We start from the raw sequence: 15,379 nt of genomic DNA on the forward strand, positions 1-15,379 counted from the left end.
CGGCCGCGCCGGTGCCGCCGTCGGTCGGGATGACGTGGCCGGTGACGAAGCCCGAGAGGTCGGAGGCCAGGAACAGGATGACCCGGGCCTGGTCCTCGGGCAGGCCCATCCGGCCGACCGGAACCCACTGCGGCCATTGCGCCTGTTCCTCGGCCGAAAGCCATTGCGAATAGGGCACTTGAAGGGATTCGGTGACGTCGGGCGCGATGGCGTTCACCCGCACCCCGTCGTTGCCCACCTGAACCGCGAGGCTGCGGGTGAACGCGTTGACGGCGGCTTTGAAGGCGGCATACACCGGATCCTCCGGATAGCCGCGCAGCCCCTCGACCGACGAGACGTTCACGATCGCACCGGCGTGTCGCTCGACCATGGCCGGCAGGAACGCGTGGGTCAGCAGGAAAACGTGGTGCAGGTTGATCCGGTAGAGCTCGTCCCACAGTCGTGGGTCGGTGCCGGCGAAGTTTCCGGGGTGCCGCAGCCAGTGGCCCACATTGTTGACCAGCACGTCGACCCGGCCGAACCGGTCGAGGACCGTTGCGGCCAGGCGGGAGACCTGATCGGGATCTCGGACGTCGGTGACGATCGCCAGCGCCGACCCGCCGGCTTCGGTGATCGAGGCTGCCGTCGCGTCGGCGAGTTGGGTGTCGATGTCGGCGATGATCACGTCGGCGCCGTGTTCGGCGAACAGTCGGGCGGTGGCGCCGCCGATTCCTCCCGCGCCGCCGGTAACGACCGCCACCCGGTCGGTCAGCAGCGGGTCGGGATGCGTACCGTGTGTCACCGCTCATATCTTCGGGCATTCAGGGGGCTGAGCAACAGCCGGTCCGATTGGATTGGGCCCGCGCGGCAACCGCTAAAGAGATAACGGGGTGATACCCATCTCTGCGCGCAGCAAACAGTGATGTACCTGACATTTCTCCCGCGTTAATTTCCCGTTAGCCCGCTGCGACGGCGGGTACTCGCCCTCCACTTAGGAGGTTGAAACCCAATGGTGAGTACAGCCGAACCGACACATATATTGCCGAGCGTGGCGACGACGAGGCACATTCATCATCGCCACAGCCCGCAATCAGTCGCCGTGGGACTCGCCAGCCGGTTGATCGTGAAGAACGCCATCCGCGCGTGGGCGTTGACGCCGAATCTGCATTGGCCCTTCGAATATGTCGACACCGTCGCGGGCTTGTTCCCCCGTGTCGGATACGCGGCGAAAACAGAATCGATTCGGCTCGACAACTGTGCCGCCGAATGGGTTCGCGCGCCCGGCGTATCGGGGGAGCGGGCAATCCTGTATTTGCACGGCGGCGCATTCCTCACCTGCGGCCTCAACACCCACCGCTCCATGGTGACCCGCTTGTCGAAGGCGGCCGATGCCCCCATCCTCGCTGTCGCGTACCGGAAGCTGCCCGCACACCAGATCACCGACGCCATCGACGACGGGATCAGTGGCCTGCGCTGGCTGCAAGATCGGGGCTATGACGGCGACCAGATCGTCGTGGCCGGCGACTCCGCCGGCGGATACCTGGCGTTCATGACCACGCTCCTGGCGATCCAGGACGGCATCATGGAACCGGCCGGAGTCGCGGCCGTCTCGCCGTTCACCGACGTGGATCCGGTGCGAAAACTCAAGCACCGCAACGCCCGCAAGTGCTCGATGTTCACCCGCCGGGCCTTCTCGCGGTTCGCCCAATTCCTCAGCAACGCACAGGTTGTGGACGGCGAAGGCGACACCACGGTCGCGTCCCCGGTGGACGCCGATTTGTCCTTGTTGCCGCCGGTCATCATTCACGCCAGCTCGGACGAGCTACTGCTCGCCGACGCCGAGCTGATGGCGAAGCGCTTGGAAGCCAGCGGGATCCACTGCGATCTGCATCTGTGGGATGGACAGATCCATGACTTCCCTTTGGCCGCAGACGTTTTGCCCGAGGGCAGGCGCGCCATCAAATACCTTGGTGACTTCGTCAAGGACGTCACCGCTGTTCGCGCCAAGGTCCCGAGTGTGCGCAGTCTGCGCAATGCCGCGGTGGCCGGTTGAAGGCGTCGAAAGTAACTGCGCCGCAAGCCGGTTCGCTGTCCAGTCGCTTCGGTGACCCCGTGCCGTGTCCCGGCGCCCGCTCTCACCTGTGGCCGCGCGAAACGGCGCCCGGTGAACAACCCAGCGCATAAGTTGCGTCGCTGCCGTTACAGTTGGTCCTGATGACCCCACCAGCCCCGCCTGCGCTGACCGTGCGGTACGAGGGAGCCGAGCGCACCTTCGCGCCTGGCAACGACGTAGTGATCGGGCGTGACCTGCGCGCCGACGTGCGGGTCGCCCACCCGCTGATCTCCCGCAACCACCTGATCGCGCGGTATGACCAGGGCCGATGGGTCGCCATCGACAACGGCAGCCTGAACGGGCTGTATGTGCACAACCGCCGCGTCCCGGTCGCCGACATCCAGGACGGCCTGCGTGTCAACATGGGCAATCCCGACGGTCCGGCGCTCACCTTCGAGGTCGGCCGCCACCAGGGCTCGGCCGGCCGGCCCCCGCTGACCACGTCGATACCGATCGTCAGCAACCCCAGCGAACCGATGGCGCGGGCGCCGCAGAGCCAGCCGTTCGGTACCCAGTGGCCGGGCCAGCCCCAGCAGCCGGCGTCGGCCTCGTTCCGCCACCCCGTTCATCCGCCCACCGCCGCGCCGCCGAGCCAGCCCGCCGGCGGTCCCACACCGAGCTCTCCGTCCGGACCGCAGCCCCGGTACCCGACCAGCGGTCTACCGAGCGCCCCGCCCAGCGGCTCCCAGCACGCCCCGCAGATCTACCGGTCACCGTCGGCGCATCCCGCGCCGCCGACCACCGCCGAGCCGGCGGCGCCCCAGACGGGCCGCATCGGCGGCGACTCGTCCGTCATCGCGACGTCGATGATGAAGATCCTGCGGCCTGGCAAGACCGGGCTGGACGTGCCCGGCGCAATCAAGATCGGCCGCGCCAACGACAACGACATCGTCATCCCCGAGGTGCTGGCATCGCGCCACCACGCCACCCTGGTCCCGACGCCCACCGGCACCGAGATCCACGACAACCGCAGCATCAACGGCACCTTCGTCAACGGTGCCCGGGTCGATTCGGCCGTGCTGCACGACGGCGACGTCGTCACGATCGGCAACATCGACCTGGTTTTCCACGGGGGGCACCTGGCCCGCCGGGACCAGGCCGCGACGGCGACGCGCAGCGGCGGGCTCGACGTGCGCGGGGTGACCTGGACGATCGAGAACAACAAGACGCTGCTGGACAACATCTCGCTGACCGCGCTGCCCGGCACGCTGACGGCGATCATCGGGCCCTCCGGCGCCGGCAAGTCGACCTTCGCCCGGTTGGTCGCCGGGTACACCCACCCCACGACCGGAACCGTGTCGTTCGAGGGGCACAACGTGCACGCCGAGTACGCCTCGCTGCGCAGCAGGATCGGGATGGTGCCCCAGGACGACGTGGTGCACGGGCAGCTGACCGTGCACCAGGCGCTGATGTACGCCGCGGAACTGCGGCTGCCGCCGGACACCACCAAGGACGATCGCGCCCAGGTGGTGGCCCGGGTGCTCGAAGAACTCGAGATGACCCAGCACCTGCACACCCGCGTCGACAAGCTGTCCGGTGGTCAGCGCAAGCGCGCGTCGGTGGCGCTGGAGCTGCTCACCGGGCCGTCGCTGCTGATCCTCGACGAGCCGACCTCCGGCCTGGACCCGGCCCTGGACCGACAGGTGATGACCATGCTGCGGCAGTTGGCCGACGCCGGCCGTGTGGTGCTGGTAGTCACCCACTCGCTGACCTACCTGGACGTGTGCGACCAGGTGCTGCTGCTGGCGCCCGGCGGCAAGACGGCGTTCTGCGGGCCGCCCAGCCAGATCGGTCCGGCCATGGGCACCACCAACTGGGCCGACATCTTCAGCACCGTGGCCAGCGACCCCGACGGGTCCCGCGCGCGCTACCTGGCCCGCACCGGCCCGCCGCCGGCTCCGCCACCCGCGGAGAGACCCGCCGAACTGGGCGATCCCTCGCACACCAGCCTGTTCCGGCAGTTCTCCACGATCGCCCGGCGCCAGATGCGGCTGATCGTCTCGGACCGCGGCTACTTCGTCTTCCTCGCGCTGCTGCCGTTCATCATGGGCTCGCTGTCGATGTCGGTTCCCGGCGACGTCGGCTTCGGCATTCCGAACCCGATGGGCGCCGCGCCCAACGAGCCGGGGCAGATCCTGGTGCTGCTGAACGTCGGCGCGGTGTTCATGGGCACCGCCCTGACCATCCGCGACCTCATCGGTGAGCGCGCCATCTTCCTGCGCGAACAGGCGGTCGGGTTGTCCACATCGGCGTACCTGCTGGCCAAGGTCTGCGTGTACACGGTCTTCGCGATCGTCCAGTCGGCGATCGTCAGCATCATCGCGGTGCTCGGCAAGGGCGCCCCGACCCAGGGTGCCGTGGCGCTGGGCAAGCCGGGTCTGGAGCTGTTCGCCGACGTCGCGCTGACGTGTGTCGCGTCCGCCATGCTGGGGCTGGCCCTATCGGCCGTCGCGAAGTCCAACGAGCAGATCATGCCGTTGTTGGTGGTGGCCGTCATGTCGCAGCTGGTGTTCTCCGGCGGGATGATTCCGGTCACCGCGCGCATCGGGCTGGACCAGATGTCGTGGGCTACACCGGCGCGGTGGGGATTCGCGGCGTCGGCCTCCACCGCCGACCTGACCAAGCTGGTGCCTGGCCCGCTCACGCCGAAGGATTCGCACTGGCGCCACACCCCGGCGACGTGGTGGTTCGACGTCGGCATGCTGTTCGTCATCAGCGCCGTCTATCTGGGTTTTGTGCGCTGGAAGATCCGCCTCAGGGGCGGCTGAGCGACTGTCAGGCGCCCTTGCGGACCAACTGCTCGGCCGCGGCGCGCATGCGGTCGGACAGCTGCAGCAGATCGTGCTCGCCCACGCCCAACGGCAGCGTGTATGCCAGCTGCCGCAATTCGACGGCGTAGTTGCGCAAGTCTTCGCGGAGGCGCATCTCAACAGTGGGCATGACTTCTCCCTTAGGCCGGGCAGAATGCCTGGTCTGCGTCGACCAGCCGATCTGAGAATTTTCGCAGGCCGTCCGGGTAACCGCGAGAGTGCCGACGCGTATTAACGGGAGTTTGACAGCGAATTTACAGTTCGCGCGCCGCCGAAGTCGTCGCTCGCGCGTGCCGCAATACGGAAATTCCCTGCGCCAGCTCGCCGTGGCGTTACGCTGACGACGCTCGGTGAAAAGCATGCGGAAAGGCACAGGCGCCGGAATGGATTTCGAACTCGACGCTGGGCAGCGCGCCTGGATCGCCGAGGTTCGTGAATTTCTGCAGCAGAACGCCACCCCGGAATTGCGCGCCGAGCTCGCCGAGCACGACCTGGAATTTCGCGGCGGCGAGGTCGCCCGCTTTCGCCGCAAGATCGGGGCCAAGGGCTGGTTCGGGCTGAACTGGCCGCGCGAATATGGAGGACTGGGGCTCGGCCCCATTCACCTGCATCTGCTGATGAGCGAATTCGAATATTGGGGCGTGCCCGGCCCCGACCTGACGGTGACCTCGGTGGCGCCGATGATCATGCGGCACGGCACCGAGCGCAACAAGACCGAATGGCTGCCCCCGATCGCCCGGGGCGAGATGATCTGCGCGGTCGGCTATTCCGAGCCGGAGGCGGGAACCGACCTGGCCAGCCTGCGCACCAGCGCCACGCTTGACGGCGAGGAATGGGTGATCAACGGCACCAAGATCTGGAACAGCGGTGCCCAGCGCGCGACGCACGAATGGCTCTGTGTGCGTACCGATCCCGGCGGTGCCCGGCACCGGGGAATTTCGGTCATCATCGTGCCGATCGACAGCCCGGGCGTCGACATCCGCCCGCTGTACGCTTGGTCGGGCTATCGGACCAATGAGGTGCACTTCCGTGACGTGCGGGTGCCGGCCACCAACCTGGTCGGCGAGGTCAATCGCGGCTGGACCTACATCACCGGCGCGCTCGATCTCGAACGCGGTGCGCTGACCAACGCCGGAGACCTGCGCCGCGCCGTCGAGGAGCTGCACCAGCTGGCGCGGCGACCGCGGCGAGACGGGTCCGTGCCCGCCGACGATCCGTCGCTTCGCCACCGGTTGGTGCGGGCCGAGGCCGACGTCGCGGTGGCCGTCCTGATGGGCTACGAGGCGGCGTCGATCCTCGACAGCGGCGTCATTCCCAGCGTCGAGGTCAGCGTCGAGAAGGTGTTCACCAGCGAGCTGCGCCAGCGCATCGCCGACCTGGCGCTCGACCTCCTCGGCCCCGACGGGCTGTTGGCGCATCGCAGCGAACAGGCCCCGCTGGCAGGCAAATTCGAGCGGCTTTACCGGGCCGCCCCGCTGATGCGCTTCGGCGGGGGCACCAACGAGGTGCTGCGCGACATCATCGCCCAGCGCGGGCACGCGATGCCCTCCTATGGACGCTGACCCCGAGCCCACGCACCGCCGATGAAGACGATCCCCACCGCTGAACAGCGCGAGTTCGCCTCGGCGTTGCGCGCCCTGCTGGCCGCCGAGAACCCGATCGCTCTGGTGCGCGCCCTCGGCGAACCCGGCGCGGACCGCGGCACGCCGGCGCTGTGGAAGGCGCTGGCCGATGCCGGCGTCTTCGGCCTGGCCATCGGTGAGGAGTACGGCGGCGCCGGCGGCTCGCTCGACGACCTCGCGGTCTTCTACACCGAGGCCGGTCGCGCGCTGTGCCCGACGACGGTGCACAGCAGCGTGCAGGCCGCGCTGGCCATCGACCAGCTCGGCCCGCCGGACGCCAAGGCGCGCTGGCTGCCGCCGCTCGCGTCCGGGAGCATCCGGGCCACCACCGCGCTGTGGAACGCCCGCGACGCCGCCGTCATCGCCCCGCCGCTGCATGCCGACCCCGCCGGAGAGCGGTGGCGGCTCAACGGAACCGCGGACTACGTCCTCGATGCCGACGTCGCCGATCTCATCGTGGCGTCGGCCGCGGCCGACGGGCGCGCCCTGCTCTTCGTCGTCGACGTCCGGGATGTCAGCGTGCAACCGCTCGACATGGCCGGTGGGTTCCGGGCCTGCACGGTGCGCTTCGACGACGTCATCGCCGACGCGGCGTTCGACGGGGTCACCGCGCCGGCGCTGCGCCGGCACGCCAACACCGCCGTGGCGCTGGGATCGCTCGACCTGGTGGGCGTCGGCCAGGCGGTGCTGGACCGCACCGTCGGCTACACCAAGCTGCGTCATCAATTCGGCCGGCCCATCGCGTCGTTCCAGGCCGCCCAGCATCTGGTCGCCAACATGCACATCGCGCTCGCGGCGGCGCGATTGGCCGCGCACGCGGCGGTGTTCTGGCTGGGGCGCGGGCGCCTCGCGACCAGGGAGACGGCGGTCGCGCGCATGCATGCGGCCGCCGCCGCGCGGCTGGTCACGCTGGACGCCCACCAATTGCACGGCGGCATGGGCTATGTCACCGAGACCGACCTGCACCTGTGGAGCGAACGCGCACGGCTCGGCTCGACATTCGGCGGTGGAGCCGACGTCGCCGCGTCCTGGCTTGAGCGGAGCATGCACGACGAGACAGACGGAGGGGAGCGCCGTTGAGCGAGGACAGTTTGATCGATGCGGAATCGGCATCGCGGGTGGGCACCGTCGCCGCGTCGGCGACCGGCGAGGTGAACCGCCGCGATTGGCAACGCTGGGCGGCGGCGGTGGGTGACCACAACCCGCTGTATTTCGACCCGGATTACGCCAGGGCCAATGGATATCGCGACATCATCTGCCCTCCGTTGTTCCTGCAGTACGCGATCCTCGGCGTCTCGCCGCTCGAGTCGCTGCGACCCGACGGATCATCCGGCGCGGTCTCCGGCAGTCTGGCCTTTCCCCGGGCCCCCAAGCGGATGGCCGGCGGTGAGAGCTTCACGTTTCACCTGCCCGCCTATCACCGCGACGAGATCGAGATGGTTCGCACCATCGAGTCGATCGTCGAAAAGCAGGGCCGCTCCGGCACATTCGTTCTCGTCACCTGGCACACGGTGTACCGCAACCAACATCGCGATCTGCTGGCCGAAGCGTCGACATCGATGATCGCCCGTCCCTAGGAGCGCCATGACCGAATCGCAGGTGTTCTACCAACCATTTTTCGAAGACGTCGCGGTGGGTGAGGACATTCCCACGCTGACCGTCACCGTCGACGAAACCCAGATGTTCTTCTTCAGCGCCGCCACCTACAACGGCCACCGCATTCACTACGACAAAGAGTGGGCCCGCGACACCGAAGGCTACGACAACGTCCTGGTCCACGGTCCGCTCCAGGCGGCGCTGTTGGCCCGCGCCCTGGGCGACTGGATCGGCGGGCGCGGGCGACTGGTGTCGTTCTCGGTGCAGAACCGGGCCGTCGCCTATCCCGGCGAATCGCTCAGCTTCGGTGGCGAGGTCACCGGTAAACGGCTGAGCGACGAGGGAACCGGGCTGGTAGATCTTGTCATTGCCGGGCGCCGCGACGACACGATATTGATGCCGGGGATGGCGACGGTCGAGCTGCCGATGCGGGGAGCCCGGCCGTGACCGGGCTGCGCGGCGAGGCGGCCATCGTCGGGATCGCGGAGTTGCCCGCCGAACGGCGGCCAACCCGTGCGCCGCTGTTCACCCTCGACCAATACGCGGTGCTGGCGAAGATGGCGATCGAGGACGCCGGAGTCGACCCCGCCTGTGTCAACGGCCTGCTGACCCACGGCATCGCCGAGTCGGCCATGTTCGCGCCGGCCACCCTGTGCGAATACCTGGATCTGGCCCTGGATTTCGGTGAACGCGTGGATCTCGGCGGGGCGACCGCCGCCGGAATGATCTGGCGGGCCGCGGCGGCCGTCGAACTCGGCGTCTGCGAAGCGGCGCTCGCCGTCGTGCCCGGATCGGGGTCGGTGCCCCGATCCGGGCGCCGACCCCCGCCCGACCCGAATTGGTATGGGGCGTCGTCGAACAACTACGGCTCGCCGCAAGCCGAATTCGAGATCCCCTACGGCAACGTGGGCCAGAACGCGCCCTACGCACAGATCGCCCAGCGTTACGCGGCGGAATTCGGTTACGACGCCGCCGCGGTCGCCAAGATCGCCGTCGACCAGCGCACCAACGCGTGCGCGCACCCGGGCGCGGTGTTTCACGGCACCCCGATCACGGTGGACGACGTGTTGGACAGTCCGATGATCGCCGACCCGATCCACATGCTGGAAACGGTGATGCGCGTGCACGGGGGAGTGGGCGTGCTGATCGCCAACGCCGACATCGCGCGCCGCTGCCGCCACCGCCCGGTGTGGATCAAGGGTTTCGGCGAGCACATCGCCTTCAAGACCCCGACCTATGCCGAGGACCTGCTGTCCACCCCGATCGCGCGCGCGGCCGACCGGGCCTTCGCGATGGCCGGGCTGAGCCGGTCCGACGTGGACGTCGCGTCGATCTACGACTGCTACACCATCACGGTGTTGATGAGCCTGGAGGATGCCGGATTCTGCGCGAAAGGCAAAGGGATGTCCTGGATTACCGAGCACGACCTTTCGTATCGCGGTGACTTCCCGCTCAACACCGCCGGCGGCCAATTGTCGTTCGGCCAGGCCGGCATGGCCGGCGGCATGCACCATGTGGTCGACGGTGCACGCCAGATCATGGGCCGGGCCGGCGGCGCGCAGGTGACCGACTGCCATACCGCGTTCGTGAGCGGCAACGGCGGCATCATGAGCGAACAGGTCGCGCTGCTGCTGCGGGGCGACTAGCCATGGCCCGCCCCATTCCCGAGCCCACGCCCGTCTCGCGGCCGTTCTGGGACGGCCTGGCGCAGCACCGGATCCTGGTGCAGTACTCGCCGTCGGCACAGCGCTACGTGTTCTATCCGCGCACGCTGGCCCCGGGCACCCTGGCCGACGATCTGGAATGGCGCGAGATCGACGGCGCCGGAACGCTGTACACCTTCACGATCGCCCGCCGGCCCACCGGACCGCCGTGGCAAGACGCGTTGCCCCAGCTGCTCGCGGTGGTGCAGTGGGATGTCGGGCCGAAGTTCAGCACCGAGCTGGTCGACGTCGACCCGGGCGACATCCGGATCGGGATGCGGGTGCAGCCGGTGTTCTACGATCTGCCAGAAGAGGGCATCACCCTCCTGAGATATCGGCCCGCATGACCTTGGGCGACGAGGTCGGAGGTGCACATGGATGACCCGGTCAACGGCGTAGTGCAGGCGATGCTCGATCAGTTGAATGCCGGATTCCCGCGCGTCGAGCACCTGACCGGTCCGCAGGCGCGCGCCGCGGTGGCGCAGCGGCGCATCCCGGTCGAGAACCTCGACGACGTCCGCAGCGCCACCGACCGCGTGGTTCCGGGGCCCGGCGGCGCGGTCGCGGTACGTGTCTACGAGCCGCACGGCGAGCCGTCGGCGGAGCGTGCCGCGATCGTGTTCTACCACGGCGGCGGATTCGTCTTCTGCGACATCGAATCTCACGACGGGTTCTGCCGGGCCCTGGCGCGCGGCAGCCAGGCCGTGGTGGTCTCGGTCGATTACCGCCTGGCCCCCGAGCATGCCGCCCCGGCTGCGGCGCTCGACGCGTTCGCGGTGTTTGGCTGGGCGGTCGAGCACGCGGCCGAGCTGGGCATCGACGCCGCACGCACCGCGGTCGCCGGCGACAGTGCCGGCGGCAACCTGGCCGCGGTCACCGCCATCCTCTGCCGCGACCGCGGCGCCACCCCACCCGCCGCGCAGTTGCTGATCTATCCGGCGATCGATCCGAGCTTCGACACCGACAGCTATCACCGCTACGCGACGGGCTACTTCAACACCCGCGCCGCGATGCAGTGGTACTGGAACCAATACCTCGGCGCGCAAACGGTTTTCGATCCGCCCTATCTGGTGGCCCCGGCCCGCGCCGACAGCCATGCGGGCCTGCCGCCCGCGGTGATCGTGACGGCAGGGCTCGATCCCCTGCACAGCGAGGGCTGTGACTACGCCCGCCGGTTGCGTGGCGCGGGAGTGCCCGTCGTGCACCGGGACTTTCCCGGGCTGTTCCACGGCTTCATGACGATGCAAACGTTTCCGCCGGCGGCGTCGGCGCAGCATCTGGTCTGCGCCGACTTGCGCGAGTTGCTGCATCCGGCGGACCGGAGCGCGGCGTCGTGACCGAAGACAGCGACGTCATCATCATCGGCGCCGGGTTCGCCGGGCTCTACGCCGTGCACCGGGCCGCCTCGGCGGGCCTCTCGGTGACCGCCCTCGAGGCCGCGCCCGACGTGGGCGGCACCTGGTACTGGAACCGTTACCCGGGCGCACGCTGCGACGTCGAAAGTGTGGACTACTCTTACTCTTTCGACGAGGAGCTGCAACGGAGCTGGCAGTGGACCGAACGCTTCGCCGCCCAACCCGAAATCCTGGCCTACCTGCGGCACGTCGCCGACCGTTTCGATCTGCGCCGCCACTACCGATTCGGGGTCGACGTCGTCGGTGCCACGTTCGAGCGGGGATGCTGGCATGTCGACACCGCGGCCGGGGAGAGCTATGCCGCACAGTTCCTGCTCTGCGCGACCGGTTGCCTGTCGGCGGTGAACCGGCCCAATATCCCGGGCGCCGAGACGTTCTCGGGCGAGGTGTATTTCACGGCGGCCTGGCCGCGCGAGGATCCGGAGCTGCGCGGCAAGCGGGTGGGCCTGATCGGCACGGGATCGTCGGGCATCCAGGTGGCGCCGATCATCGCCGCGAACGCCGATCACCTGGTGGTATTCCAGCGGTCCGCGAACTACACCATCCCGATGCCCAATCGGCCGTGGTCGGCCGAGGAGCAACGAGAAATTCAGGAGCAGTATCCCGAGCGTCGCCGGGTCTCCGCCTACGCCGCCGCGGGCACACCGCACGGCACCTACCACAAGAACGCCCTGGACACCGAGGCCCACGAGCGGTCCGAGGCGCTGTGGAAGCGCTGGCGCGAAGGCGGCGTCCTGTTCGCCAAGACGTTCCCCGACCAGACCAGCGACCTGTCCGCCAACGACGTCGCCAGGGTCTTCGCCGAGGAGCGGATCCGGGAGATCGTCGCCGATCCCGTCGTCGCAACGGATCTCATCCCGGTTGATCACCCGATCGGAACAAAGCGGATCTGCACCGACGACGGCTACTACGCCACCTTCAACCGCGACAACGTTCGGCTGGTGAACCTGCGCCGCGAGCCCATCGAGGCGATCACCGCCGACAGCGTACGCACCGGCGAAGCGACATATCCCTGCGACGTGCTCATCTTTGCGACCGGCTTCGACGCCATGACCGGGGCGCTGACCCGAATCGACCCGAAAGGGCCTGGGGGACAACGACTGCGCGACGTCTGGGCCGACGGCCCGGTGACCTTCCTCGGCCTGATGGTGCCGGGGCTGCCCAACCTGTTCACCGTCAGCGGGCCGGGCAGCCCCTCGGTGCTGGCGAACATGGTGCTGCACGCCGAGGTTCAGGTCGACTGGGTCATCGATCTGGTGCGGGCGGCGCGGCGCCAAGGGGTGAGCGAGGTCGAGCCACGCCGCGACGCGGCGCTCGCCTGGACCCGGCACGTGGGCCAGGCGGCCGACCGGACGCTGTTCCCCAAGGCTGCGTCCTCGTGGTACCTGGGCGCCAACATCGAGGGCAAGAAGCGCGTCTTCATGCCCTACATCGGCGGCTTCGGCACCTACCGGCGCCACTGCGACCGGGTGGCCCACAACGATTACGCGGGGCTGGTGCTGACCACCCGATGACGGCGTCGAAGAGGAAGTGAACCCGTGCCGGAGACGGTTCAGCAGCTACTGCGGCAACGTCGCGATGATGACGCCCCGGCGCTCGCCCACGGCGACCAGACGTGGACCTGGCGCGAGCACCTCGCCGAGGCGGAGGCGGAGGCCGCGGCGCTCATCAAGCTCGCGGACCCGGCACGGCCGCTCCATGTCGGTGCGGTACTGGGCAATTCGCCGGCCATGTTGCGGTCCATGGCCGCGGCCGCGCTCGGCGGCTACGTATTGTGCGGCATCAACACCACGCGGCGCGGAGGCGGGTTGCTGGCCGACATCCGGCGATCCGACTGCCAGATGCTGCTCGTCGACCCCGACCACCTGGAACTGCTGGATGGGTTGGACCTCAACGGTATTCAGGTGCTCGATGTGACCGGCGCACGCTACGCCCAAGCCGTCGCCGCGGCGCCACCGCTGATCCCCGTGCGCGAGGTGGCGGCCGCCGACACCCTGATGATGATCTTCACCTCGGGCACCAGCGGTGACCCGAAGGTGGTGCGGTTCGCCCACGGCATGGCGGTCATGTGCGGCGCCAGCCTGATCTATCAATACGGAGTCACCGCCGACGACGTCTGCTACCTGGCGATGCCGCTCTTTCATTCCAACGGTGTCGCCGCCGGGTGGTCGGTCGCCATCGGCTGCGGCGCCACCATGGTGCCGGCCCGATTTTCGCCGACCCGTTTTCTCGACGACGTCCGCCGCTACCGGGTGACATACGTGAACTACGTCGGCAAGCCGCTGGCCTTGATCCTGTCCACTCCCGAGCGTCCCGACGACGCGGAAAACACCCTGCGGGTGGCATTCGGCAACGAGGCCACCGATCGCGATATCACCGAATTCGCAAGGCGTTTCGGGTGTCGGGTCGTCGACAGCTTCGGCTCCAGTGAATTCGCGGTAATCGTGGTGCGCGAAGACGGCACCCCGCCAGGCTCCATCGGCAAACCGTACCCGGGCGTGAGCATCTACAACTCGACGACGCTGCGCGAGTGCGAGGCCGCGCGGTTCGACGAGCACGGGGCGCTGACCAATTTCGATGACGCGGTCGGTGAACTCGTCAACACCCAGGGCGCGGGCCCGTTCGCCGGCTACTACAACGATCCGGGCGCCACCGCCGAGCGGATGCGGCACGGGATGTACTGGTCGGGCGATCTGGCCTACCGCGACGCGGACGGCTGGATCTATCTCGCCGGTCGGACCGCCGACTGGATGCGGGTGGACGGGGAGAACCTGGCCGCCGGCCCGATCGAGCGGATTCTGGCGCGGCTGCCCGACGTCAGCCAGGTCGCCGTCTATGCGGTCCCCGACGACCGGGTGGGCGACCAGGTGATGGCCGCCCTGGTGCTGCGGCCCGGGGCAAGCCTGAACCCGGATGATTTCGAGAAATTCCTCGCCGCCCAGGCCGACCTGTCGCCGAAGGCGTGGCCGCGTCACGTCCGCATCAACGATCAGCTGCCCGCGACCGCGACGAACAAGATCCTCAAGCGAGCGCTGATCGCCGCGGGTGTCACCGCGCAGGACGGCCTGTTGTGGACCCGGCCCGCGCGCGGTACCAGCTACGCGCCGGTGGGCGACATCGCCGACGGCCGTTAGCGGGCGGCCTCAGCCCGCTTCCTCGGCTGGCGCAGGTTCGGGCGCTTCGCCGAAGCGCGCGAGCACCAGAGTTCCGGACACGGCGACGGCGAACCCCACGATCACCAGCCAGCCGAGCCCGTCGCGCGCGGTGTCACCCAGCCACACCACCCCGACGAACGCGGGCGCCAGAGTTTCTCCGACCACCATTCCCGCGACGGCCGTGGTCACCGATCCGCGGTGCAACGCCGAGGTGAGCAACAGAAACCCCGCGGCGCCCCCCGCGGCGGCCGCGTAGAGGGCGGGGTTGGTGTAGAACGAGCGTTTGCTGGGATCGATCGCGTCGATCAGGCGCACGCCCACCTCGACGACGCCGAAGCCGCTTCCGGCGCCCAGCCCCAGTGCGAGCGCACGGGCGCGGTCGGAGAGGCGCCCCGCGGCGGCGCCGCCGACGAAGATCGCGGCCACCACGCCCAGTAGGGCCCAGCCGAGCCCGGCCGGGGCGTGCCGGAAGTGGCCCGGTCCGGCGGCCAGGGCGAGGACGACCAGGCTGACGCAGACGACGCCGACGGCCGCCCACTCGGCCGACGACAAGCGCGCCGACAGCACCCACGCCGCGGCGACGCCGGTGACCGCGATCGAGGCGGCCAGCGCCGCCGCGACCATATAGATCGGGACCAGGCGCAGCGCCGCGACCTGCAGCGCAAACCCGGCGACGTCCAGGCCGACACCGACCAGGTAGCGCCACTGCCGCACAGCGCGCAACAGCAATACCGCGTCCACACCCGAGCCGCTGCCGGCTTCCACCTCGCGCGTCCCCGCCGCTTGCAGCACGGTCGCCGTCCCATAGCAAAGCGAGCAGCCCAGCGCGAGGAGGAAGCCGATCAGCACATCCACCGACACTAGGCGCCGCGACGGGCGGCCCGCGCGGCGGATGACCTCGCGAAACAGCTGAACAAACGTTTGGGCGCCCCTGGCCCGGGGCACCTCACAGGTATCTGTCGACAAGCCCAAAACCGAGTGACCAG

At 69.0% G+C, this 15,379-nt stretch carries 14 protein-coding genes; 11 read left to right on the forward strand and 3 right to left on the reverse strand.

The genetic code is table 11. From position 1 onward, the window contains the following. On the reverse strand, positions 1 to 781 hold a 781-nt coding region (locus tag A5708_RS06740), incomplete at its 3' end, for an SDR family NAD(P)-dependent oxidoreductase (RefSeq protein WP_065027878.1). Positions 782 to 988: 207 nt separating this feature from the next. Between A5708_RS06740 and A5708_RS06745 the strand changes: the two genes are divergently transcribed. Further along, positions 989 to 2,032, forward strand: coding sequence for an alpha/beta hydrolase (locus A5708_RS06745; RefSeq protein ID WP_155765918.1), 1,044 nt, complete (start codon positions 989 to 991; stop codon positions 2,030 to 2,032). A gap of 161 nt (positions 2,033 to 2,193) precedes the next feature. Then, positions 2,194 to 4,860 (forward strand): ATP-binding cassette domain-containing protein, encoded by a 2,667-nt coding sequence (locus tag A5708_RS06750; protein ID WP_081292843.1) that lies wholly within the window; start codon positions 2,194 to 2,196, stop codon positions 4,858 to 4,860. Between the two features lie 7 nt (positions 4,861 to 4,867). On the opposite strand, the gene A5708_RS27155 is transcribed toward A5708_RS06750, so the two are convergent. Next, positions 4,868 to 5,032, reverse strand: a complete 165-nt coding sequence (locus A5708_RS27155; RefSeq protein ID WP_167540309.1) for a hypothetical protein — start codon at positions 5,030 to 5,032, stop codon at positions 4,868 to 4,870. Positions 5,033 to 5,285: 253 nt separating this feature from the next. Between A5708_RS27155 and A5708_RS06755 the strand changes: the two genes are divergently transcribed. From A5708_RS06755 to fadD1, 9 genes are read left to right on the forward strand one after another with little or no spacing between them, the layout of a single operon-like run. Further along, positions 5,286 to 6,464 carry an acyl-CoA dehydrogenase family protein gene (locus A5708_RS06755; protein WP_065027880.1) on the forward strand — a complete coding sequence of 393 codons (1,179 nt, stop codon included), beginning with the start codon at positions 5,286 to 5,288 and terminating at the stop codon, positions 6,462 to 6,464. Positions 6,465 to 6,485: 21 nt separating this feature from the next. After that, entirely contained in the window at positions 6,486 to 7,604 is a 1,119-nt protein-coding gene (locus A5708_RS06760; protein ID WP_065027881.1) for an acyl-CoA dehydrogenase family protein, read from the forward strand. After that, positions 7,601 to 8,101 (forward strand): MaoC family dehydratase, encoded by a 501-nt coding sequence (locus A5708_RS06765; RefSeq protein WP_065027882.1) that lies wholly within the window; start codon positions 7,601 to 7,603, stop codon positions 8,099 to 8,101. The genes A5708_RS06760 and A5708_RS06765 overlap by 4 nt, the downstream gene beginning before the upstream one ends. 7 nt (positions 8,102 to 8,108) lie before the next feature. After that, the gene (locus A5708_RS06770; RefSeq protein WP_065027883.1) at positions 8,109 to 8,567 is read left to right on the forward strand and encodes a MaoC/PaaZ C-terminal domain-containing protein; all 459 of its coding nucleotides are present in this window, start codon (positions 8,109 to 8,111) and stop codon (positions 8,565 to 8,567) included. Continuing rightward, positions 8,564 to 9,766: a thiolase family protein gene (locus tag A5708_RS06775; RefSeq protein ID WP_065027884.1), complete on the forward strand. Its 1,203-nt coding sequence runs from the start codon at positions 8,564 to 8,566 to the stop codon at positions 9,764 to 9,766. Before A5708_RS06770 ends, A5708_RS06775 begins: the two co-directional genes overlap by 4 nt. Before the next feature lie 2 nt (positions 9,767 to 9,768). Next, positions 9,769 to 10,170: a Zn-ribbon domain-containing OB-fold protein gene (locus tag A5708_RS06780; RefSeq protein ID WP_065027885.1), complete on the forward strand. Its 402-nt coding sequence runs from the start codon at positions 9,769 to 9,771 to the stop codon at positions 10,168 to 10,170. A gap of 27 nt (positions 10,171 to 10,197) precedes the next feature. Continuing rightward, entirely contained in the window at positions 10,198 to 11,160 is a 963-nt protein-coding gene (locus tag A5708_RS06785; RefSeq protein WP_065027930.1) for an alpha/beta hydrolase, read from the forward strand. Next, the gene (locus A5708_RS06790) at positions 11,157 to 12,752 is read left to right on the forward strand and encodes a flavin-containing monooxygenase (protein WP_065027886.1); all 1,596 of its coding nucleotides are present in this window, start codon (positions 11,157 to 11,159) and stop codon (positions 12,750 to 12,752) included. The genes A5708_RS06785 and A5708_RS06790 overlap by 4 nt, the downstream gene beginning before the upstream one ends. 24 nt (positions 12,753 to 12,776) lie before the next feature. Next, positions 12,777 to 14,372: a fatty-acid--CoA ligase FadD1 gene (gene fadD1 / locus A5708_RS06795; RefSeq protein WP_065027887.1), complete on the forward strand. Its 1,596-nt coding sequence runs from the start codon at positions 12,777 to 12,779 to the stop codon at positions 14,370 to 14,372. Between the two features lie 9 nt (positions 14,373 to 14,381). Here fadD1 and A5708_RS06800 read toward each other — a convergent pair whose 3' ends face one another. Continuing rightward, positions 14,382 to 15,254, reverse strand: a complete 873-nt coding sequence (locus A5708_RS06800; RefSeq protein WP_065027931.1) for a DMT family transporter — start codon at positions 15,252 to 15,254, stop codon at positions 14,382 to 14,384. Positions 15,255 to 15,379 lie beyond the last annotated feature (125 nt).

The organism is Mycobacterium colombiense, from assembly GCF_001672755.1.
In the GTDB taxonomy this organism is placed as follows: Bacteria; Actinomycetota; Actinomycetes; order Mycobacteriales; family Mycobacteriaceae; genus Mycobacterium; species Mycobacterium colombiense_C.